Genomic DNA, 22,111 nt, shown 5'->3' on the forward strand with positions numbered 1-22,111 from the left:
TTACAGTGACGAAAACGTGCCAGAATTTTTTGTAATTCTTTCCGCTGCCACCTTTAAATGGTCACTTGAAAGATGCGCGTAACGTAACACCATTTCATATTCTGACCATCCACCTAATTGCTGTAATTCTTGCAATGAGGTACCATTTTGCACATGCCAACTTGCCCAAGTGTGACGCAAGTCATGCCAGCGAAAATCTTTGATTCCTGCCCGAATCAACGCTTTTTGCCAAGCATGATTATTACATCGCGTAACAGGCTTACCAAAATAGGTAAATACAAATGTGGGATGTAAGCCCACTTGTTTTTCTATAATGACAATTGCCTGAGAGTTTAAAGGAACAGGGATAGCCTTCTTTGTTTTAGATTGATCAGGGTGAATGAGTGCATGTTTTCTAATTAAATCCACTTCACTCCACTGCAATTGAGTAACATTAGATTGGCGTAAACCAGTTGCCAAAGTAAAAGCTGCCATATCTTTCAAATGATTTGGTAGCTCCTGAATCAATTTATTAGCCTGTCCCCTACTCAACCAACGTATACGTTTATTTTCAACTTTTCTCATTCTGAATAATGGCATGGTGTTTATCCACTGCCATTCCTTATGAGCTTTGTTTAAAATAGCACGTATAATTTCCAACATTCGGTTGACCGTCGTTGGAGTAACATTAGTCCGCTCTTTTTCTTGCGCAATAAATTCAATTAATTCGGCGTTAATTTCATCTAACGTTTTCTGGCCAAGATAAGGGTCCAGAAAGGCCAAATGAAATTTATCCGTAACTAAACTTCGTTTATGCGCTGATTCCTCTAACCATCGCACAACAGCATCTACCCACGATTTCTGTTGGGGTAATTTGGTATGCTTGTTACTCCATAGATCTTGTAGAAAATTATCATGGAATTGTTGCGCTTGTTGTTTTACTTTAGTCCTAGTGCTTCTGCGTATACGCTTGTCACCGAAGGTGACGTCGATCCACCAAAACCCATTTTTTTTCGTGAGTGCCATTTATTATCTCCTATATCGACACCCCACGATGCATCGCAAGTAGAGTACTTGTTTCGCATATACATCGCAAGATCTTGTTCTATAAAACGCCAACCTCGCCCTATCTTTACTCCAGGTAGTTCACCTGATGCAGCCATTCGTCGGATAGTTTCCCTGTGGGCGCCTAGAAACTTTGAAGCCTCTTCAATATTAAAAGTATTCATAAGCAACCCCATTTATAACCCTGGTGCACATATTTATTAGTATTGAGTTCAAGAATTAAATGATAAAGCCTCACAAGATCCCGTTCGCAATATAGATTAGTTGGCATTAACTCATCGAAATAAATAGAACGTAATTGTCTTATTGAGCAATTTAGTAAAGCAGCAATGTCTTTTAGAGTATAGTTAGTTGACTCTAATAGATAATTAATGATGTTCTTACAGATTTGTAGCCTAAAGTTATTTTCCACAACGAATACTCCTTTTCAACTTATTCTGTAGATAGCTACAGAAAACGCCTAAACATATTTTTTTATCTAAATCGGTTTGTTTATTTGTTACTGTTCATTCAACTTATGTGTATAATAAACGCTAGGTAAACAATACACACAAATATAAACGATAACGTTTATAATAAACAATTATGTTTATTTTGCAAGGTATTTATATGGATATAAAATTAAAAATAGGGTTAAGAATTAAAGAGTCGCGAAAAAACAAAAAATTCACTGCAGTGCAGTTGGCTGAAGTCACTGGTTTTTCAGCGCAACGAATTAGTAATTGGGAACGAGGAACAAGAACGCCCAGGTTTAAAGATGCAGAAATACTCGGTAGTGCATTGGGTGTTTCTCCAACATGGTTATTATTTTTAGATATTGACCACAAACCTATGAAGGATCATCCCTTCCAAACGATCCCTATAATCAATGCCTCATCTAAAATTGAAGGTTACCTCCCAATACCTTCATCAATTCAAGACAACATAACGCATGATGATTTTGCTTTTATTGTGCACGATAAAAGTATGTCTCCTATTTATAATGCAGGTGACCTAGTTACTTTCTGTAAAGAAAAACAGAACCACTGCGATTTAGTACTGATTCATATTAACGCTACAGAAGAGAACTTATTTAGAAAAATAAGCTCAGAAGACAATACGTTTATATGCTCACCTATCAATCCGGACTGGCCACAAATTCGATTTGAATCAGCATCAATGTTTCAAATAATAGGTTGGGTAAAGAATGGGGCTAAAGTATTTTATTAATTAATGAATAAAGAATTTCCTATCTTTACAATCATTAAGATCTCATCATTTGAAAACCCCTTTTTCAGAACAAGCTTATTTAAAGATATCCCAAATATATCGGATAATGTAACAAGATTGTGTTCTGTACTGCTTAAGATTGTATCAATAACCTGAGTCGCAATACGCTCTCCATTAATAACCTGTTCACTTACAATCTTCATGATTAAAATCCTTATTACGACAACAACAACGTACTTTACTTATTTGACAAGCTTGATTTGATTAGAGCATAATATGTTTGTCATTTATATCACTAAAATCTTTGGCAAATACGCATTTTAATTCAAAATAAAAAGCAAATTAATTAACAAAAAGACTAATATGGAATTTTGTAGGAATTTTACTAGAGTTTGTTGGGATGAAATTAGAGAGGAAGTAAAACGCTCTAATCCTGAGTTTTTTTTCTTAGTTGATGAAATTGCGCCAGGAAAAGATTTCCCACTATATGTTTTTAACTTTGGATATGGTGATTTAATTGGTGATTCTGAAACCTTTTATATTCCGCACCAAGGAAAGCTTCAAACTCTTAATAATTTTTCATCTCAAGAACCAATTACTAAAGACCTCTTTTATGGATTTCACAGTTGTCCATTAGGTCTTGTATTAGATAAGTGCTTTGAATGGTACTTAAGAGGTGATTCAGAAAATGAAACGCATCCTGTTTACATAGATAAGAAAGGGGATTTTTTTAACATTGGACATGTAACCCAGATAAAACCACTTAAACGATACTTGCCTAATGGCATACTGTCTGTAAAAGCTGGGGCACAAACCACTCTTGTAATACAAAATATTGGATGCAAAAGAAGCCATAATCGTCTTATTCGATCTGGAATTGATTGCACCATCCCCAATTCATACCATGATCACAGTGAATTTTTTAAACGAATTTACCAATCTTGCCCTGCTGAAAGTAAATGGAGGGCCTCTATTGTTTACTTCTCTGAAAAATGGATAGATAACATTGTTAATAATCCTGAGTGGATCAATATTAATAAATATTTCTTTAAGTATTATCTACATTATTATGCTTACACCTACTATGGGGACTATTATCAACATATTTTTAGGGTTGCTTTTGATAAGTCAAATTTAGAACGAGATTTTTTTATTCAAGATACCGCTAAATATATCTTTGAAATTCTCATAGGTGAAAAATATGGGTTTTCGTTTACCAATACCGATGAGTTCTTGCCTGCATCATGGATAGGCTACGTTTTAAAAGACATTTATAAGCTAAAAACAGAACCGTCTATATTAATACCTAAAAAACATGTTGAAAAAAATCCAGTATATTTTTCGCTTCAACATCCTATTTTTCGACCATATCAAGGGTTGTCCAGAAAAAGAGCGACTCTAATTTCTGAGCTTGAAAATATGAAAATCGTTACAAATAAATATAAAGAACTATTTTCCTCTAATCATGAAGAATGGGCTGGTACAATTCTTGAAGAAAAAGCCAAAAAAGCTCAATTTGTTTATTACCATGGGTTTGAGAATAAAAAAAATTGGCTTTCGGACATTCATCATTTATTAAAAAATGATTCTGGAGTGCATCATTTAAGCAATGACACTTTTTGTCAAGATGCGCCTTTTTTTAAAGGATGCATCTCAATAAACAGCTTCTAATCGCTGTGCTCTTTTAGAATTAAATACTAAGAAGGCACTCATGAAACAAAGCAAAGAAGATATTGTCCAAGCACTTTGGGCATTGAAATAATACATTGCTACTCCTGATATGAGAGGGCCAATCATCATGCCTAATGCATATGCGCTGCGCCACGCCCCTATACCTAGGCCACTGTGATTAGAGCTTCCATATTGATGACATAATGCAACGGAGTACGCCATAAACAACATTTCACCAAGAGTAAATACTAAAAGCGAACAAAACATTCCTTGTATTGTAGAAGACAGGCCCATAGCAAACGTTGACACCCCTAATAAAATACAGCCGATACAAGCAACTATATGTTTATTGAATCGCTCAATCCTTTTTGATAATTTTACTTGAAATAATGCGATTAAAATGGGATCAGTTGCGAAAAAAAATCCAATGATTAAAGAATTTCCTATTGTTTCGTTTAAGTGAATGCCTAGTACTGTTTTTTGTATCCCATAAGTTAAACCGATGCAAAATACTGAAAATAACATTGGAATAAGCGAGCTATAGACTGACTCAATTTCTTCTTTATTACTGGGTTTTGCGGCCACATCCTGATTACTGATTTCTAATTTTAGAAAAATAACTATTGAAAACAATATCAAAGTAACGCCGACCAAAGTCATTGCTAATTTAAAATGATTTTGCGCTAAAAGCATTATCAAAACCATTGCCACAATACCACCAGTATTTTCCAGTGCATTTTTATAGGATTGGGCAATCGTTAAACTGTGATTGGTATTTTTTGAAATCTGCAAGAAAGATGAGTTACTGCAAGTGATGAACAAGTTGATCCCAAATCCCATTAACAATACAAAGACAACAGATAAATGAAAAGAACTCACTTTTGCTAGAATAACAAATGCGACGCCCATGAGTAAGAAACTTGCCCCAATTATACCCTTTGCTTGTGCTTTTCCCGTAACGTATCCACCACATATACTGCCCAAAATAGCTCCAATCCCCATTGAAAAGCCTAAGAAGCCTATATTTAATTTATTAAAATTGGTGCTTACACTAAAAAAATACGCAATATGGTAAGATAGGCCGCCTCCAATAGCCTCTATAAAAGAAAGAGCCAATAATAATTTACAAGTGACTGGTAAATCACTAAAAGAGAACCCTACTTTAGAAGAGCTGACTGTTGAGCTCATTGTAATCCCTCACATTAAATAAAAATTAGATACATCCACTAAACTATGCCACTTGATTTAATAACCTTAATGCATCAGAACTCGGCATTCGTTGTATTTTATCGGGAGGAATATACAAAGTAGACAGTGTTGTTAACTCTTGCCTATCAAGTTGCTCTAAATCAAATTCAGATATCTTTGGATGAGTACCAGGATAAAGAGCGGCTTCGTAAATAACCGCTTTTTTTTCTTTTTTATAGAGTTCGATTAATTTTTTTTTAATAAAATTAAGAGCCTCAAAATTGATTTTATTTGTTGGTAAACCCAGATTTCCAACCATACCAATCTGGTAAATTACTACATGAGAAGAAGGATCTACTACTTTATCATATAGAAGATATTCCGTAGCATCAAAGGATTGGATACCTCCAGATGCGGGATCAAACCTAAGATCGGCATATAAACAATCTTGAGTTGAAATACCAGGGCACACCACTGTTTTAATGCTATCATCAAGCATAGACAAAGCGAGCAAGCCAGGAGTAGCAAACACACATGGATGACCATATATAACAACACATAATGATCGTACATCTTCTATCGCGCTATAAATATATTGTGCAATATTATTATAAGCACTTTCTCTTGATTTAGAGTTAAAGTATATTTCATCCAGTGACTCTGATGATTTCGCTAATTTACGAATATAGCGCTCTAGCAAGGGTTCATTAACTAAGTAGATTACCTTATCACAAGTAGAAATATATCCTTTTGCTTCTTCTGTAATATGAGCTATTGTTTTAATTCCAGTACCAACTAACGCTACAACTTTCACTTAAATCCTTATTTGGTCACTGGAAAAACATGGCTCATATCCGGATACGGGATCACATGGCTCATATCCGAAAAATTCTTTTTATCAGTGATTAACTCCCTGATCTTATGTGTATCTGAGTTTTTATATGATTCAACCAAGCTTTTACTTAAAACCCAATCCTCTAAAGCCACTGTATCAAGGAGTGGATTTTTCACCAATGCCTCAACTGCATCTAATAATTCCATAGTCCCTCCAAAATTTGGCAATCAAAATTTTGCACTATTTATTTTATAAAAATTTAAATCATTATCCTATCAAAAATCAATCATTATCAAGAAATCTTTTATTTCAAATAACATGTCCGTGCATAGAATATCATTACGGATTGACTCATATTATTCCACAAATGTATGTTTTTTTGAACACAAATTATTTTGCGCTTGCCTCAATGTCTACGGTTTTTTTACTTCCTAAATTATTTAATGTTATCCTCCTCAATCATATGATAATAATCAATAAGGACTCTATTTGACGAGTTTACAGATAATATCCCATTTTTTTCCATTTTTTTGGCCGAAAAATAATTTTAAAAAAAAGTTTCGGGTCATATTTTCATTATTTTTGGTTTTCACAACACTCGCCTTAAATTTAATTGTACCCATTTTTTTTAAAGATATAGTAACTGCATTATCCGGTACGATAAGGACATCGAGCATGATGATTATCTCGCTGATCTGCTGTTATGGATTACTCTGGATGCTGGCAAGATGCAGTGAAAAAATTCGCGAGATGCTTTCTTTTGTAAACATAAGTACAACAATTGCGGATTATAGTACTCATGTCTTTGCACACCTTCATGCTTTAAATTACAAATTTCATCTGGATAAGGAAACCGGAAAAATAACCAGCGCTATCAGTCGCGCACAGCTTGCAATCGCGATGCTTATCTCGAACATATTGTTTCGGATTGTGCCTGTTTTTTTAGAAATTCTCTTCGCTTTTTTAATCATTTGGCACTTCTATGGCTTAAGCTATGGCCTCTATCTAATTATTATTTTGGGAATCTATCTTGTTTTTAATGGACTCACTCAAAAAAAATCCACAGTCCTGCAAAAAAATTGTAGCATTGCTGAATTAAATGTAAGTTCCGCAATTACCGACAGCCTACTCAACACAGAAACTGTAAAATACTACAACAGTCAAACCGTAGAACATAAAAAAATAGACCAATTTTTACAAGAAAGCGTTCATGCAAATACAGCATTATTTAGTGGAAACGGTACATTTTTGGTGATACAAACACTCATTATTGCGGGGGGTCTTGCCTTTTTGTCCTATAAAGTAGGGTACCAAATTTTAATTGGACAGTTAAAAATTGGTGACTTTGTCCTGATTAATGGCTATTTATTACAGTTATTTGAACCTTTAAGCGAAGCTAGTGTGCGTTGGCGAGATACCAAAAATGATTTATCCAAAATAGAATATTCAGCCTATTTATTAGATCAAACCGATGAAGTTGAACAAGACCATCCTGATGCAAAACCTTTATTCATTACCGGCCCGCATGTTCACTTTAAAAACGTCACTTTCGGTTACCAACCAGAACACCCCATTTTAAAAAATGTAAGCTTCGAAGTTCCACCCGCAAAGATGACAGCTATTGTGGGACCCAGCGGATCGGGTAAATCAACGATTGCACGATTATTGCTGGGATTATTTGAAGTCACTCAGGGACAAATACTCATAGATGACCAGGATATTACTGCTGTGAGCAAGCATTCATTACGCCAACAAATCGGAATTGTTCCACAAGAAGTTCTACTCTTCAACAATACGTTGAGGTTTAATCTCTGCTACGGTGCTCTAAATATCTCCGAGCGTGAAATCAATAACGTAATCCAACTGGCGCACTTGGAAGAGATGGTAAAAAACCTCCCCAAAGGAATTGAAACCAACATCGGTGAAGGGGGTTTTAAATTATCAGGAGGAGAACGCCAGAGGATTGGAATAGCAAGATGTTTATTACGCAACCCGAGTATTTTGTTATTTGATGAAGCAACCGCATCGCTCGACACGCAGACTGAAAAAAATATCCAGGAAAATATTGAGGAAGTTACAAAACATACCACCAGTATAGTCATTGCACATCGTTTGAGTACGATTATTCATGCTGACAACATTCTTGTTTTACAAGACGGAGAAATCGTAGAAGCTGGAACGCATCAAGAATTAATCGAGAAAAAGGGATTATATTACTCCATGTGGAATAGCCAGCAGCAAAAGAGTGCATCATGATGAATGAAAGTTTACCCAGCATTAAAGAAACTATCTACTATCTTTGGCCTTGCGTTTGGACAAAGAACAGCCTAAGAGGAAAAATTCACGTTGTCTTGGCTCTCTTATTTATATTGATTTCCATTGCACTAAATTTGTGTGTCCCCATTTTTTTAAAAGAAGCCATTAATGCACTCTCTGGACATGCCCTATTTTTAAACAGCACCCCTTTAGTCATCATTCTGACTTATGCATCGGTTTGGGGTGCATCCAAAGCTTGTATCACCCTCAGTCAAGTAATAGCTTTTCCTGTAGAATTAGAAGGGGCGAGAAAATTTTGTTTAGAACTTTTTGATCACGTACAAGCGCTTTCCACAAAATTTCATAGAGAACGTAAATCAGGCGAAATTCTTACAATCATAGAACGTTCACACTCGTCTGCTGTTGATCTTATTGGTCGACCTATTGTGATGATATTGCCGGTTCTTATAGAAATAATTTTTGCTATGATTTTTTTGAGCTATTTTTATGATCTTTTTTTTGGATTGGTTCTATTGTTGATGCTGGTTTCTTATATCTTGCTAAGCTATTACACCGCTCAATGGATTGTAAAATGCAGAATGAAGCAAAACAATGAAGATGCATCTGCAAACGCCTATCTGGTGGAAAGCCTGTTGCATGCGGATACCGTGAAATATTTTAATACCCAACAGGATGAAATCAATACAGCTGCTCAAAAATTACAAGAAAAGGCCTGTGCAGATACTCGAGCATTAAATGCCGATGCAAAAATTCATCTTATGCAAAATGTCATTGTCGGTATGTGTGTTATTATTATGCTCTTACTTGCTGGCAGCCGAGTCATTGCAGGGAGCATGAATGTCGGAGATTTTGTACTGGTCCATGGCTATTTATTCATGTTCATGCTGCCATTATCCATGCTAGGCTATCGAATTCGTGTTACCCGAGATGATTTAGCTCGTTTTCAAACCGCGATTCAGTTGCTGAAAATTCCTATCGATATTCAAGACCAACCCAATGCCAGAACACTTAAGTACAAAGAAGGAAAAATCCAATTTGATCACGTCCATTTTACTTATAATGAACATCGAAAAATTCTTGATGACGTTAGCTTTATAGTTGAACCCGGTACCACTACTGCAATCGTTGGATCCTCAGGATCCGGCAAATCCACTCTCGCAAGATTAATCTTTCGGCTTTACGATTTGAATTCGGGGAGTATTCAGATTGATGGGCAAAATATTAGCAATATCCAACATGCATCACTCAGAGCAATACTCGGTATTGTTCCTCAGGAAACTGCTTTATTCAATGATACCTTAAGAAATAACCTGATATATGGAAATCCGCATGTCACTCATGATGAATTGGCGGATGCAATACAAGCAGTACATCTTGACAGGTTCGTGGCAAAACTGCCTGATGGGTTAGAAACCAGAGTTGGTGAGCGCGGATTAAAATTGTCTGGTGGCGAAAAACAGCGAGTGGCCATCGCTAGAATGCTGCTTAAAAAACCTAAAATTTTTATTTTTGATGAAGCAACATCTTCACTGGATATGAAAACAGAGAAAGACATTCAGACCTGTCTCAAACAGATATCGATCAACACAACAACACTTATTATTGCACATAGACTTTCTACAGTAACGCATGCAGATAATATTCTGGTACTCGCTAAAGGTGTGATTATTGAGCAAGGTACCCACAATGAACTACTAAATCAAAATGGTGCCTATGCTCAATTGTGGAAAGCTCAAAGTCAAAATAAAATTGACACAGGGTCTATTAATGGCTTTGTTCCTTAGCTCATTATCCTCCGAAAAATACCTCTATATTTTGAGGAGGATAATGCTTGGTTATGCTGTGACACCAATGGAGGCGGCATTATGAATATAAAACAAAACGACACATCAACCACTCCCCCTATTTTATATGGTACAGCATGGAAAGAAGATGACACAAAACGTTTGGTGCTCCAGGCACTCAACTCAGGATTTCGAGGGATTGATACTGCCAATCAACGTAGGCATTATTTTGAAGAAGCCGTGGGTGATGCAATTGATCAATTTTTAACAACTAGTCAAAAAACACGCAGTGATTTATTTCTACAAACAAAATTTACCTCTGTACATGGCCAAGATCATAGAAAACCTTATGATGAATTTGATTCATTGACCAACCAGGTCAAGCAATCCTTTGCAAGCTCACTAGAACATTTACAGACAGACTACATTGACGCCTATATACTTCATGGCCCTTCACTATCTCATGGAATAATCGATGCAGATTTAGAAATTTGGCAGGCCATGGAAGAGCTGGTGTGTAGTAGAAAGGTAAAGTTTCTCGGCATTTCTAACGTTAATATGGTACAAGTTGAAGAACTATATAGAAAAGTCTCTATAAAGCCGTCGTTTATACAAAATAGATGTTTCGCCATAACACAATGGGATCAAGACGTTAGGACATTTAGTCAAAAAAACAAGATTATCTATCAAGGATTTTCTTTGCTCACTGCGAATCAGCGGTATTTATTAAACCCTCACATGCAATCACTTGCTGTAAAATATGATAAAACCATCCCGCAAATTATATTTCGCTTTGCAAACCAAGTGGGGATATTGCCTTTAACCGGCACTACAAATCAACAACACATGGATAATGATTTAAACATATATGACTTTGAGCTTACACAAGAAGAAATTCAATATATAGAAAATATAGGATTATAAGTGAACCAATATGACCATTAAAATTGAAACACCAAGGATGCTTTTGCGTTTAATTAAGGATGAGGACTTAGATCAAGTTGCTCAGCTTCATGCAGACCGAGAAGTTAGAAAATTCTTTCCTGATGGAACACAAGATCGCGAGCAGACTAAGCGAAGAATAAAACAGATTATGAACCTTTATGGAGATAAAGGATTGCCTGGTTTTGTTATATTCAATAAGGTGACTCATGAATTCATTGGACGATGTGGATTTGGGCCAATTGAAACAGGGGAAATTGAAGTTGGATACCTTATTGTAAGAAAATTTTGGGGTATGGGTTATGCATCTGAAGCACTAGAGGCACTTCTTGAATGGAGTAAAATAAATATCAATTCTGATTATATTATTGCTTTTGCGCCACTCAAACATAGTGCATCACATCGAGTAATGGAGAAGTGTGGTATGGAATATTATAAAGATGAACTTGGTCATGGTGTTGAGTGTAAATTTTATCGTTCCAAAAATAAATAATTTATAAAACAGGTCAATTAGCATGACAAAAATTACAACAGATGAAGCCGCGTTAAAATTAGCTGTACTTATTGATGCTGATAATGCTCGAGCAGTTATTATTGATGGTCTTTTAACTGAGATTGCTGGTTATGGAGATGCTATCGTAAGGAGAATTTATGGCGATTTCACCTTACCATCTAGCGCACAATGGAAAAAGGTATTGCATAAATACGCTATAAAACCAGTACAGCAGTTTGCTTTTACTTCTGGAAAAAATGCAACAGATAGTGCACTTATTATTGATGCTATGGATCTACTTTATACGCATCGTTTTGGTGGTTTTTGTATCGTGTCAAGTGATAGTGATTTTACAAGTCTTGCTAACCGTATTCGTGAAGAAGGGTTGCAAGTTTTTGGATTTGGAGAAAAAAAAACACCAGAGGCATTTCGTAATGCCTGCAATAAATTTATTTTCACTGAAGTACTACGCCCTGTAGCACCACCTGATCAATTAATTAGCCAGTCAAAAAAGAGAAAGCAGCCTGTTAAACAAGCAAAAGCTAATGAACCCTCAGCACAAGAATTTCCAAAAGAATTTATTCTAGAAGCATTAAATAACTCATACGATGATACTGGTTGGGCATACATAGGAACATTTGGTGGCTATTTAACTAAGTTAAAACCAGACTTTGATTCCAGGCTTTATGGTTTCAAAAAGCTGAGTGATTTGGTTAAGGGAAAACCGGAGATTTTTGAAACGGAAGAACGAGTCAATCCTGGATCGAACACAAAAGTTTTATATTTACGTGGTAGACAAGAATAACGTGGAAATAATTAATGAATCTATTAGAAAAAATTGCAGCATTAGAAAATGAAGCTACTGAATTTGGTTTTCAGTGGGAAACGACCGATCAGATTATGACTCAAATCCAAAGTGAGTGTATTGAAGTCGATGAGCATTTAAAAGCAGGAATTAATGATAACTCATCTGCTTTGCAGGAAGAAATAGGTGACCTATTGCATGCCGTGTTTTCACTGTGTGTATTTTGTAAATTAGATCTCAAAGATACACTGCAACAAACCGTGGAAAAATTTGAGCGGCGGCTCCGCGCTGTCAAAATGATTGCTCATGAAATGAAACTCATTAATTTGGAAGGACAAACTTTTGATGAGTTGATGTCTATCTGGAAACAAGCAAAGAGCAGAGTAGGTTAACGCTGGGTGAGCATGACTTGTAAATTGGGTAGCCGAAATGTAGATTCAGCATAAAATCACAAACGCGCAATTGTCCTGCGCTTGATAAAATATTTTCATGCTCGCATAAATTTCCGTACAAAATTAATGAATAAAATCAACCTATAAAAAGAAGACAGGTCGGGTAACAGGATCGAGTTGCCCCGATCCCGTCCCCTAAGAACCTTACTATTACCCATAAGTCTATAAATTATAAGAAAAACTTTTTCTTTAATTTAACTCTCTGTTATAAATAAGGGCAGTATTTTGACTGATAATGAGAGCAAATGATAAAAGGGAATCAAAATAACTCATCTTCTGGATGGGCAGAGAGTGAGTTCGGAATAGTTAATTTTGGTGATAAACGATTAAGTAAAAGACTTCTAAAAATAGCAGATAGCTTTGCCAACTCCCCTGAATGTTCAATAAATCGAGCATGTGACGATTGGCATCAAAGTAAAGCAGCTTATAGATTTTTTCAAAATGATGCTGTATCGGAAAGAAAAATCCTTGATAGTCATATCACTAAAACTATTGAAAGAGCCAAGAACTATCCAACTATTTTAGCCATCCAGGATACGAGTTATATTTCTTATAAAAATCATAAAAAGACTGAAGGATTAGGAATTATAGCAGCTAGAGTTCGCTCTAAAACAACTAATTTTCAAACTCATGGATTGGTAATGCATACCACATTTGCAGTAACTACAGAAGGCCTGCCTATAGGATTACTGGATCAAAAAATTAGTTCTAGACCGCTTTTAGATGAGACAGTAAAGGAGTTGAAAAAAAGAAGTCATAATATCGCTCTTCCTATAGAGGAAAAAGAAAGTATGCGTTGGATCGAGTCTCTCGAACACTCTAATAATTATCCGGATTTAAAAAATGCTAAGGTGGTTACTGTTTGTGATAGAGAGGCAGATATTTATGATTTATTTGAAGTAGCATCGACAAATCAATGTCCTTTTGTAGTGAGGGCACGTCAAGATAGAACAGTAAATAAGACATCAATTTACTCTAAAAAAAGTGGTGAAAAATTATGGGATTTGGTGAGTGGTTCGCCTTGTCGGGGGGAAATTCAAGTCACTATTCCTGCTCGAGATAATAAGCCTAAAAGAACAGCAACATTAGAAGTAAGGTTTGATCATTTTGTGATGAACCCTCCTAAAAATAACGTGAAACGTAAAACCAGAACACTCCCTGATTTAAAACTAAATGCAGTGTATGTCATAGAACAATCTCCTCCTCTGGGCGAAGAGCCTATGAATTGGATGTTGTTGACCAACATAGACATTAATAATTTTGAAGAGGCAGTAGAAAAAATACAATGGTATTGCTTAAGATGGAGGATAGAAATTTTTCACAAAATCTTAAAATCTGGTTTTAAAGTTGAAGAATGCAGGCTCGGTGCAGCCGATAGATTAGTTCGCTTTCTTACAATAATGAGTGTCATTGCATGGCGAATTTTTTTTATCACACTAGTTGCTAGAGAAAGCCCCGATCTTCCTTGTTCGTTCTTATTGGCTAATGAGGAATGGAACGTCTTGTATACCAAAATACATCATACAAAACACTATCCTGAAACACCACCCACAATAAAAGAAGCCGTGAAATGGATAGCTCAGCTAGGCGGCTTTTTAGCCCGTAAAAACGATGGGGAACCTGGTCCTATAACATTGTGGAGAGGATGGAAAAGATTAGTCGACCTTGCGGAAGGTTGGAATCTTGCTCTTTCTTAGTTATGGGTAATAGTAAGCCTAAGAACGCAGCATGCGACTTTCACCGCACTACGCTCAAGCCTTTCTGAAGCTATTCACCCAGCAGGTATTCGCTACCAATAACATTCAATTGTTTGTCCTTTATTCGTTGAACAAAGGAGCAGTCTTTAGCCCATTTTTTTCTATCTTCAAAGTATTTAACATACTCGGGTAGATAGGGGTTGGCGCTCGACCTAATTTTGACGTGTCGTTGTATTTTTATATCCATCATTTTGTTAATACAAACATACTTCTTCGTACCGTCCTTGGCCTTAACCACGTCACTAAAAATCCAGCGCCTTGTAAGGCTACGATTTCGAAAATAACGATCCATTGCTTTATAGCGATTATGACCACTAAACTTCCTCATCGTCCAACGGAATGTTTCTTGATATATGTAATTATCCAGTTCGGAAAATGTTGCTTTTGAGACGACTTTTCGATGATAGTTAGCCCATCCTTTTATGATAGGATTCAGCGCTGAGATAAGCTCCGAGCCTTTCCAACCATATCCTTTCTTGACGGTCTCTTTGATTTTCATTTGTACGGATTTAATGCTGTCTTTTGAGGGCGTAGTTAAGAACTTACCCTTATATTTCCTGACATTAAATCCGAGAAAATCAAAGCCTTCCTCGATATGCACAATTTTGGTTTTTTCCTGTGACAATGAAAGACCTCGTTGTGCAAGAAAGTTTGAAATTATCGGCATCACTTTTTCTTTGAGGATATCAGGACTGTTTGCAGTTACGATGAAATCATCGGCAAAACGAATATAATTTATTTTATTGCCTTGCCCACAGCCGGAGTGAATTTCCCTCTCAAGTCCGTCTAGAACCATATTTGCGAGCAGTGGTGAGGCTGGACCACCTTGCGGAGTACCTCGTGCTGTTTCAAATAATTGATTCTTTTCCATGTAGCCTGCCTGCAACCACTGTGTTAGCACTCGTTGATCTATTATGATATTACTTTTGAGCCATCCATGATCAATTTCATCAAAACAGGCCTTAATGTCGCCTTCTAAAATCCATTGAGCGCAATTTTTCCGTGCCAAGGTTGCATAGCACTGGTATATCGCGTCATGAGTACTTCGCTTTGGTCTAAATCCATAGGAATTTAGATCAGCTGTAGTCTCTCCAACGGGTTCTAATGCTAACAAATAGAGTGCTTGCATTGCCCGATCTTTCAAAGTGGGTATGCTTAGTGGACGCTCTTTTCCATTCTTCTTCGGGATGTAAATCCTTCGAAGCGGAGTTGCCTTATACCCTCTTGCTTTTAGGTTGCGCACCGCCTCGCATTTTTCTTCTGATGTTGTCCAAACAACACCATCAATACCAGGCGTCTTGCTTCCTTTTGCTGTCGTTACTCGTCTCACTGCAAGAAGTTTTGCGCTGATGGAATTAACCAGCAGCCATTGCAATGACTTCACTTTTCCGTGCTGTTTATTACTCACTGCCTTTGCGATACGCACTTGAAGTCTGTATACATTTTTCTCAATACTAGGCCAGTCGAGCTGATCCCACTTTGTATTTAAGATGAATGCGTCAGGCGCACCAGATAATAAATTATCCGTCATTTGCTTTCCTCACTTCTACAAATTCTGCAAATTCTTTCGCAATGAAAGACCAATCGGACGTGGGCTTCTTTTCAGACCGGGTGACATTGAAACCCGTATCCAACTCATTACAAATTGGCCTTCGCTTTTTCCGATATCCCAAGCCTACACTTCCATAGGCAGCCTTTGCAGGCTACTGTCTTCTTACGAAGAGAAATATAGGGTTTCCAAGTTCCGCTGTTCAAGTAATGCCGGGTTAGGTGTCTGCTCTCGGCCGGAAAGTTTCGTAATCGTGTGGGGTTCGTGTGATTTCCCCAGCTACCTTTCGTACCTTTTGGTTCAAGCGATTCAGCCAATTGCGCTTGTTGCGAGTTACGACCTTTATCACAGATTCACTTATGTTCACCATACCAGCTACCTAGTAGCTATCCCGATTTTGGCTATCAGGTAGATTTACTTCCTTTCGGATGTTAACATCTCACTATCAGCCCTTCAGCTGTAGTTTCACTACATTGTCAGGGAGGCTTTATTAACTCCCGTAGGTTCATCTGACGATACAAATGGTTTTCGAAATTCCTTCCGATTAACAACTCAAAACAGCGACTTATCTTGTCGCACCACACCTTTCGCAACTGGTTGCTGTGTGTGTAACTCATTGTATTTATTCAATATAAAATCATATTTGCAAGAATCGGCTACGAAACACTAAATATTTGCTAAATAGCAATCAAAAACCAGTATGCAAATGTGCATCACTTTTAAATATTTTGTCAGATTTATCTGATGCAGATCTGCATACTGACACTCGTAACCAGTTGAAATATATAGCCTAATATGATCTAATTGTAATTAGGGGTGGCGTGCATGGATGCATCAGCCAGACATCCAACACAATCGAAAAAGAGGTTATATTATGGCTAGAATCACCGTGACCTTACCTGACAATCTTCATAAACAAATAATTAAAATAGCCGGTAAGGAGAATGATTCACTCTCTTATACGACAACACGGCTTGTTGAAATTGGACTGATGGTGATGAACAGTAAGTCTGATAATAAAGATGAGCAGAAGACTACAAACATTGAAGAGTATTGCCAAAAACTCATTATTCAAATTAATGGCATCATCAAAGAAATTGCCGTTGATAAATTTAATTTTGATGATGATAAAATCGTTCAAATAACCAAAGATACCTTAAACAAATTTAATAAATTAAAAGGTATTCAACAGGAATCACTATAGCTTTATCTTGCCCTTAGACTTTTAACATACTCCTCATAATCCGTTGGTCCTAGGTTCAAGTCCTAGTGGGCCCACCAATAAAATCAAGTAGTTACGAGTAGTAAAAACTGAAACGGTCTGAGGGGCACTGATGGGGCACTCAGAAATAACAAATAGCAACTCATCCCAATAACATGGGGCATTTAAAATAAATTCCTTTACCTGCTATTTTTATCAATTTCCTCACTTAACAAGTGTATAGCCTCATTAATTTCATAAGTAATTGCCAAAGAATCCTCTTTAATATCAAAATCAATTTTACCACCACCATGGCCAGCATATTTACTTCTTTTAGCTTGCAAGCACCTTAGTGCTTTCATTATCTTATCTGCATTTGGAGAACCCCAGTTTTTCAAAAGTATCTCCAAACACTCAAGGCTCCTCTTATTCTCTTCAGCATTTACTAATCTACGAATGACCTTTTCCTGTAATCCATCAATAACTAAAATAGTCAAATTCAACAAATAATCTAAATACTCTTTTTTGATATCAGTAATAACTGGGTGAATCTGCTTTAATAGCATATCAATATCACCCCCTTTAGGAGCCCATAATACAAATTTTTCCTTATCTAAAGAATAAGGAGGAAAATTGGCTAATTTTTGTTTTATCGCTCTAAGAGAACTTTCTTCTTCATCGAATTCAGCTAAAAAATCCGTGTTATAAGCGACTTTTGAAATCCCCGCTTTTGGCTCTTCATTATACTGCTTCCAATGAAGCTGTTCTTTATGGGGTAATTGCCCTAAACAATAAATATAAGCGTGCACCTGTCCTTCATCATTTATTGAGTAAGACTTCAAACTCCAACTTCCATAGCAATGAATTCCCCGATCTCTGACCTCATATTTCTCATGATTATTTTTATATTTAGACAATACTTCTGGATTAAAAAATGCTGGGCTTGTCTGAAAAGGTTTACCAGTATCTTTATAGTAATTATCAAGCATTTCTGGAGCACAAGACCATTCGACTATTTTACTATTTTTAAAATCAGTAATAATAAAATTCTCGTATTTCTTAGGATCGCCTTTTTCAATCTGCTCAATTGAATAGACTGTTTGGATTACCTCTGCACCTTTAAACCGTGGTATATCTTCATATTCATAAATTCTTCGTTTGATTCTTGAAGTTTGTAAACTACTAATACTCCATTGCAGAGGACTCTCTAATTCTTTTAACTCAAAAAAACGTACTAAAAAATGATTTGCATAACCCAAGTAATAATCTAATGCTTTTCTTTCAAAAAGTATTAAATTAAAATTCTGCTCAACTATTATTAATGCCCTTGGTTCTACATCACCATCCTCGTTTATTAAATTGAAAGTACCCTTTTCATTATCCAAATACAAACCATTAGCATGAACAAAATGTTGTAATAATTCATATTGGGTAATTAATTTCCCATCTTTATAGTTTGCACGACTGAAGAAAAGTGGCCACATTAAGCTATTATCTAAACCAAACTCGTGTGAAACTTCCATTGAACTACTATAACCATCATCTTCGCTATGCTTGAAGCAAGAAATCGAAGACTCTTTTAAAGGAAAATCTAAGGACAAAATCTCATCTGAATCATATAAATCAAAATTTTCTTGCTCAACGGTAAATGAGTTTAGGAAAATATGATCTGTATATAAATAAACCATTACCCAATCTGCTGAAGTAATATTCAATAATTGATCAGCATCATTTTTGGAGATGGCCGCTCTTATTTGCTTCATAATTGGCTGATATTGCATGGAAACTCTCTTATTCAATATTCTCATCTCTATTTAAAAACTGTATTAACCCATTTAACAAAATCGGTCATATCCATTAAGTCTATTTGCCGTTTTGAAGCATTTGACTGGCTTAAATTAAATTTATCACACTCCTCACGTAGCCAATTTACTGCTCCAGTCTTTGAACCACCCCCGTCAAGTAAAATAATAATATGGGGCTCAAACATTTTTTCAGAACAATTCAAAAACAAATAAGGTAGTTTTTCATCAGCACTCCCAGAAACTTGTTGCCATTTACATTCAATTCTTGTATTTAAGTTATATGCCTTAGATATTAAGACAAACTCGGTGGTACTGGCATGTTTATAAATTCCTTCATATGGCACATTTTTTAATAATAGCTCTTCGCCAAAATTCGAAGGGTTTAATTTCCAATCCTTATAACGAGTTACAGTAAAGCCCTTTTTTGTTAGAGCGAACTCTACTAATCCCTCAAGAACCTTTCCGCTACTATTTGCATATGAACCACCCTGCTTCATGGCAACACCCCTAATTAAATAGGGCAAGCATTTCACGTGCTCGTCCCCTTGTGCTCCCGTTACAACTGATATTCCGTTGCACCTCAAAACTGATAATGCTTGATCCTTGATATAAATTCTGAGTAAAAGCCGTATCATGATTAGATAAAATTACAGGAATCCCCTTCGCAGCCAGTTCTTTAGCTAACTCAACTAATCGTCTCTGGTCTTCTTGTCCAAAAGCTGTGGAATGATATTTTGTAAAATTGGCTGATGCAGATAATGGAACATATGGGGGGTCGCAATAAACTACATCTCCTTTAATAGCTTCTCCCATAATTACGCTATAATCAGCACATTTAAATTCTGCTTTTTCCGCTTTTTGAATAAAAACCAACATTTCATTTTCTGGAAAATAAGGTTTTTTATAATCCCCAAAAGCCGTGTTAAACATGCCAGAACTGTTGTACCTCATGAGGCCATTAAAAGCATGACGATTGAGATAAATAAATAGTGCAGCCTTCAAGTGGCTATCTGTAGTTGAATTAAATTCTGTACGCAATGATAGGAAGGTTGATTTTTTATTAAATTCAGCAGTAAAAAATTGCTTACAAAAATGGATAAAATCATGCTTTTCAAACTTCAAATGTTCAAACAAGTTAATTAGATCAGCATTAATATCAGCGAGTATAAACTTGTTATAGTTCGTATTTAAAAAAACTGCTCCTGAACCTACAAACGGTTCAATCAAACGAGCCCCTTTAGGTAGGCTCGCACGAATTTTATTTATTATCTGGAACTTACCGCCGGCCCATTTTAAAAATGGTCTAATGCGGATTATTGATTCCTTTTCACTATTTTTTATCATTATTTATCCTTTTTATCTAATTTTAGTCTAGTTTAGAAAATTAGGACTCATTTATGCTCTATAATTAAACAGTGGCGCTCCGCCTTATGTTATTTCACTTTGAGAAAATTGCTATTGGAACAGGGCAATAAAGCTCAAAACCTAGGATTTACTAGGGAAGTAACTGAAGGAGTACTTGATGCTACATAGCAAAAAAACCGTTTTTGTAAGGCAACATTGGAGAAAGCTATACAGCGATCCCATTTATGTTCGGTCTTACTGGCGGTCACCTCCTAGTAGGTAAACTCTACTAAAGGCATTTGCGCCACCCATTTCGATTCGCTAAAAGTAAAATAATGAGGCAAAAAATCAAACAAATAAGTTTGTTTTTGCTTACAGACAAAAATGCAGTACCCCATAATTGCCCCTGAATATATAATACAAACTCAAATATTGAGTTTTATCATATATATATGAACTCAATTCTTCTGATTAATATTCAAAAGGTTCGCGGTTCGATTCCGCGCAGCGGCACCAGGTATACCAATGGTTATAGGTTGTTTTCAAAATCACCATCCGGATTATGGGACACATATGGGACAGTTGTAGATAACTATTTACCTTTAGTAACTAGCTTAATAGCTTTCCATTGTATTGCTTCATTTGTATTGAAAATAAATAGTTCTCTTTCTCTGCTTGGGTCATTTGTATACGATAATTGTTTTATTCTTTTTTCAAAATCTTTATCTAATTCTTTATAGTACCCAACATAAACCCTTTCAATCACAGATTCTTGAATGCTTTCAATGATGTGTTTGTCCGTTTCATCGTTTATTGAAAAGCCGATTAAAAATAGATCACCCTTTAAAGTAGATAAAGCATTTAGACAACATCGAAGGTATGAGTGTCTATAAATTTTTTTAGCCTTATCTTTATAATTACCCTCTAAAACAATTAATGGTTGCTGGTCATCCTTCAACCATTTATCTATCTGTTCTAAAATGCGCCCGTCTTTGCTATCGTTATTAATCTTAATAAAATTTTCTATAGCATTAATAATGAATAAGCTTCCATGTAAGTAAAAAACATCTTGCGGACCCCTTGAAAGATTATTATTCCATTTTGGAAAATCATTGGTATTCATATCACGCGTAAATCCATCGTCATGTGGTAATGATGAAAAGTCAAAATCATGTAAATTGAACAGGTCTAAATGTTGATTAGTCCTATTCATAATTATCCAATACAGTAAAAGATCATAGTTTGTAGTAAATATTTTGTTAAAGTTTGATAATATTTTTAAACATGCTATGAAAGTACCAGGAGAAATGTCGCTTTGGAATTTGGGATGAACAGAGTTTATTGTATTGTAGAAAGCGGCAATTAGATTATCCTTATCCTTATTGAGAGTTCTGTTGAGTAATTCCGCTTTAGGATAATGTTTTATGGTTTCTATAGTTATATTTAAATGGTCCAACACTTTCTCAAAATCGCAGGTATTGATGTCATCAAATAGATTTTTGATGCTCTTACTTATGGATATCTCCCCTTCATCTGCTAACTTTTGTGCTTGTTTGTATAGATATTTATAATCAAAATTTTCACATAAACTAATACTGAAGCCATTACCCAACAATATGGATCTATTTTTGTTGGTTGAATTCTCTAATGCTTCTTCAAACGAAATTGGATTTAGTTTGGCCATCCTTTGCCCTCTATAAATAAGACCCGATGTGTTTAATTATAGTTCAAACGGGTATTTTTTGAGTCTGAGGC

The 22,111-nt window shown here is 35.8% G+C and carries 21 protein-coding genes; 10 read left to right on the plus strand and 11 right to left on the minus strand.

The window, feature by feature from the left end; translation table 11 throughout:
* Entirely contained in the window at positions 1 to 1,005 is a 1,005-nt protein-coding gene (locus Lani_RS00955) for a tyrosine-type recombinase/integrase (RefSeq protein WP_010947770.1), read from the minus strand.
* Positions 918 to 1,208 carry a helix-turn-helix domain-containing protein gene (locus Lani_RS00960; protein ID WP_025862379.1) on the minus strand — a complete coding sequence of 97 codons (291 nt, stop codon included), beginning with the start codon at positions 1,206 to 1,208 and terminating at the stop codon, positions 918 to 920. Before Lani_RS00960 ends, Lani_RS00955 begins: the two co-directional genes overlap by 88 nt.
* A 445-nt stretch (positions 1,209 to 1,653) precedes the next feature.
* Here Lani_RS00960 and Lani_RS00970 point away from each other — a divergent pair, with 445 nt between their 5' ends.
* Positions 1,654 to 2,253, plus strand: a complete 600-nt coding sequence (locus tag Lani_RS00970) for a helix-turn-helix domain-containing protein (RefSeq protein WP_015444252.1) — start codon at positions 1,654 to 1,656, stop codon at positions 2,251 to 2,253.
* Here Lani_RS00970 and Lani_RS00975 read toward each other — a convergent pair.
* Entirely contained in the window at positions 2,250 to 2,456 is a 207-nt protein-coding gene (locus tag Lani_RS00975) for a hypothetical protein (protein WP_021436844.1), read from the minus strand. The two genes, Lani_RS00970 and Lani_RS00975, sit on opposite strands and share 4 nt — an antisense overlap.
* A 160-nt stretch (positions 2,457 to 2,616) precedes the next feature.
* Here Lani_RS00975 and Lani_RS00980 point away from each other — a divergent pair, with 160 nt between their 5' ends.
* On the plus strand, positions 2,617 to 3,924 hold the full coding sequence (locus Lani_RS00980; RefSeq protein WP_010947773.1) for a hypothetical protein: 1,308 nt from the start codon (positions 2,617 to 2,619) through the stop codon (positions 3,922 to 3,924).
* Here the strand turns inward: Lani_RS00980 and Lani_RS00985 are convergent.
* From Lani_RS00985 to Lani_RS00995, 3 genes are read right to left on the minus strand one after another with little or no spacing between them, the layout of a single operon-like run.
* On the minus strand, positions 3,907 to 5,112 hold the full coding sequence (locus tag Lani_RS00985; RefSeq protein WP_010947774.1) for an MFS transporter: 1,206 nt from the start codon (positions 5,110 to 5,112) through the stop codon (positions 3,907 to 3,909). The genes Lani_RS00980 and Lani_RS00985 overlap by 18 nt on opposite strands.
* 43 nt (positions 5,113 to 5,155) lie before the next feature.
* Positions 5,156 to 5,926, minus strand: coding sequence for an SAM-dependent methyltransferase (locus Lani_RS00990; protein ID WP_010947775.1), 771 nt, complete (start codon positions 5,924 to 5,926; stop codon positions 5,156 to 5,158).
* Positions 5,927 to 5,934: 8 nt separating this feature from the next.
* Positions 5,935 to 6,153: a hypothetical protein gene (locus Lani_RS00995; protein WP_015444251.1), complete on the minus strand. Its 219-nt coding sequence runs from the start codon at positions 6,151 to 6,153 to the stop codon at positions 5,935 to 5,937.
* Between the two features lie 283 nt (positions 6,154 to 6,436).
* Here Lani_RS00995 and Lani_RS01000 point away from each other — a divergent pair, with 283 nt between their 5' ends.
* The 7 genes from Lani_RS01000 to Lani_RS01030 all read left to right on the plus strand — a co-directional run bounded on the left by Lani_RS01000 (position 6,437) and on the right by Lani_RS01030 (position 14,397).
* Complete coding sequence (locus Lani_RS01000) at positions 6,437 to 8,203, plus strand: ABCB family ABC transporter ATP-binding protein/permease (RefSeq protein ID WP_010947776.1); 1,767 nt, start codon at positions 6,437 to 6,439, stop codon at positions 8,201 to 8,203.
* Positions 8,200 to 10,008, plus strand: coding sequence for an ABCB family ABC transporter ATP-binding protein/permease (locus tag Lani_RS01005; protein ID WP_010947777.1), 1,809 nt, complete (start codon positions 8,200 to 8,202; stop codon positions 10,006 to 10,008). Before Lani_RS01000 ends, Lani_RS01005 begins: the two co-directional genes overlap by 4 nt.
* 81 nt (positions 10,009 to 10,089) lie before the next feature.
* On the plus strand, positions 10,090 to 10,932 hold the full coding sequence (locus Lani_RS01010) for an aldo/keto reductase family protein (protein WP_010947778.1): 843 nt from the start codon (positions 10,090 to 10,092) through the stop codon (positions 10,930 to 10,932).
* Between the two features lie 10 nt (positions 10,933 to 10,942).
* Positions 10,943 to 11,443: a GNAT family N-acetyltransferase gene (locus Lani_RS01015; RefSeq protein ID WP_010947779.1), complete on the plus strand. Its 501-nt coding sequence runs from the start codon at positions 10,943 to 10,945 to the stop codon at positions 11,441 to 11,443.
* A gap of 22 nt (positions 11,444 to 11,465) precedes the next feature.
* On the plus strand, positions 11,466 to 12,248 hold the full coding sequence (locus tag Lani_RS01020; protein WP_010947780.1) for an NYN domain-containing protein: 783 nt from the start codon (positions 11,466 to 11,468) through the stop codon (positions 12,246 to 12,248).
* 14 nt (positions 12,249 to 12,262) lie between these two features.
* Positions 12,263 to 12,640: a MazG nucleotide pyrophosphohydrolase domain-containing protein gene (locus Lani_RS01025; RefSeq protein ID WP_010947781.1), complete on the plus strand. Its 378-nt coding sequence runs from the start codon at positions 12,263 to 12,265 to the stop codon at positions 12,638 to 12,640.
* 305 nt (positions 12,641 to 12,945) lie between these two features.
* Positions 12,946 to 14,397, plus strand: a complete 1,452-nt coding sequence (locus tag Lani_RS01030; protein ID WP_010947782.1) for an IS4-like element ISLpn5 family transposase — start codon at positions 12,946 to 12,948, stop codon at positions 14,395 to 14,397.
* Positions 14,398 to 14,467: 70 nt separating this feature from the next.
* Here Lani_RS01030 and ltrA read toward each other — a convergent pair whose 3' ends face one another.
* The gene (ltrA, locus tag Lani_RS01035; RefSeq protein WP_010947783.1) at positions 14,468 to 15,988 is read right to left on the minus strand and encodes a group II intron reverse transcriptase/maturase; all 1,521 of its coding nucleotides are present in this window, start codon (positions 15,986 to 15,988) and stop codon (positions 14,468 to 14,470) included.
* Between the two features lie 892 nt (positions 15,989 to 16,880).
* On the opposite strand from ltrA, the gene Lani_RS01040 reads away from it, so the two are divergent.
* A complete protein-coding gene (locus Lani_RS01040; protein ID WP_223499473.1) occupies positions 16,881 to 17,210 on the plus strand; it encodes a hypothetical protein in 330 nt (109 codons plus the stop codon).
* A gap of 197 nt (positions 17,211 to 17,407) precedes the next feature.
* Here the strand turns inward: Lani_RS01040 and Lani_RS01045 are convergent, their stop codons facing one another.
* The 4 genes from Lani_RS01045 to Lani_RS01060 form a co-directional block, all read right to left on the minus strand.
* Positions 17,408 to 18,988, minus strand: a complete 1,581-nt coding sequence (locus Lani_RS01045; RefSeq protein ID WP_015444249.1) for a hypothetical protein — start codon at positions 18,986 to 18,988, stop codon at positions 17,408 to 17,410.
* 29 nt (positions 18,989 to 19,017) lie between these two features.
* Entirely contained in the window at positions 19,018 to 19,509 is a 492-nt protein-coding gene (locus Lani_RS01050; protein WP_015444248.1) for a PD-(D/E)XK nuclease superfamily protein, read from the minus strand.
* Between the two features lie 10 nt (positions 19,510 to 19,519).
* Entirely contained in the window at positions 19,520 to 20,356 is an 837-nt protein-coding gene (locus Lani_RS01055; protein ID WP_010947788.1) for a Dam family site-specific DNA-(adenine-N6)-methyltransferase, read from the minus strand.
* Positions 20,357 to 20,948: 592 nt separating this feature from the next.
* Entirely contained in the window at positions 20,949 to 22,040 is a 1,092-nt protein-coding gene (locus tag Lani_RS01060) for a DUF4917 family protein (RefSeq protein ID WP_010947789.1), read from the minus strand.
* Positions 22,041 to 22,111 lie beyond the last annotated feature (71 nt).

This window comes from Legionella anisa (assembly GCF_001467525.1).
GTDB lineage: Bacteria > Pseudomonadota > Gammaproteobacteria > Legionellales > Legionellaceae > Legionella > Legionella anisa.

Excerpts from the sequence above, each read along its gene's own strand:
- Lani_RS00955 (WP_010947770.1), bottom strand. The coding sequence starts at position 1,005 with ATGGCACTCACGAAAAAAAATGGGTTTTGGTGGATCGACGTCACCTTC.
- Lani_RS00960 (WP_025862379.1), bottom strand. The coding sequence starts at position 1,208 with ATGAATACTTTTAATATTGAAGAGGCTTCAAAGTTTCTAGGCGCCCAC.
- Lani_RS00970 (WP_015444252.1), top strand. The coding sequence starts at position 1,654 with ATGGATATAAAATTAAAAATAGGGTTAAGAATTAAAGAGTCGCGAAAA.
- Lani_RS00975 (WP_021436844.1), bottom strand. The coding sequence starts at position 2,456 with ATGAAGATTGTAAGTGAACAGGTTATTAATGGAGAGCGTATTGCGACT.
- Lani_RS00980 (WP_010947773.1), top strand. The coding sequence starts at position 2,617 with ATGGAATTTTGTAGGAATTTTACTAGAGTTTGTTGGGATGAAATTAGA.
- Lani_RS00985 (WP_010947774.1), bottom strand. The coding sequence starts at position 5,112 with ATGAGCTCAACAGTCAGCTCTTCTAAAGTAGGGTTCTCTTTTAGTGAT.
- Lani_RS00995 (WP_015444251.1), bottom strand. The coding sequence starts at position 6,153 with ATGGAATTATTAGATGCAGTTGAGGCATTGGTGAAAAATCCACTCCTT.
- Lani_RS01005 (WP_010947777.1), top strand. The coding sequence starts at position 8,200 with ATGATGAATGAAAGTTTACCCAGCATTAAAGAAACTATCTACTATCTT.
- Lani_RS01010 (WP_010947778.1), top strand. The coding sequence starts at position 10,090 with ATGAATATAAAACAAAACGACACATCAACCACTCCCCCTATTTTATAT.
- Lani_RS01015 (WP_010947779.1), top strand. The coding sequence starts at position 10,943 with ATGACCATTAAAATTGAAACACCAAGGATGCTTTTGCGTTTAATTAAG.
- Lani_RS01020 (WP_010947780.1), top strand. The coding sequence starts at position 11,466 with ATGACAAAAATTACAACAGATGAAGCCGCGTTAAAATTAGCTGTACTT.
- Lani_RS01025 (WP_010947781.1), top strand. The coding sequence starts at position 12,263 with ATGAATCTATTAGAAAAAATTGCAGCATTAGAAAATGAAGCTACTGAA.
- Lani_RS01030 (WP_010947782.1), top strand. The coding sequence starts at position 12,946 with ATGATAAAAGGGAATCAAAATAACTCATCTTCTGGATGGGCAGAGAGT.
- ltrA (WP_010947783.1), bottom strand. The coding sequence starts at position 15,988 with ATGACGGATAATTTATTATCTGGTGCGCCTGACGCATTCATCTTAAAT.
- Lani_RS01040 (WP_223499473.1), top strand. The coding sequence starts at position 16,881 with ATGGCTAGAATCACCGTGACCTTACCTGACAATCTTCATAAACAAATA.
- Lani_RS01045 (WP_015444249.1), bottom strand. The coding sequence starts at position 18,988 with ATGCAATATCAGCCAATTATGAAGCAAATAAGAGCGGCCATCTCCAAA.
- Lani_RS01050 (WP_015444248.1), bottom strand. The coding sequence starts at position 19,509 with ATGAAGCAGGGTGGTTCATATGCAAATAGTAGCGGAAAGGTTCTTGAG.
- Lani_RS01055 (WP_010947788.1), bottom strand. The coding sequence starts at position 20,356 with ATGATAAAAAATAGTGAAAAGGAATCAATAATCCGCATTAGACCATTT.
- Lani_RS01060 (WP_010947789.1), bottom strand. The coding sequence starts at position 22,040 with ATGGCCAAACTAAATCCAATTTCGTTTGAAGAAGCATTAGAGAATTCA.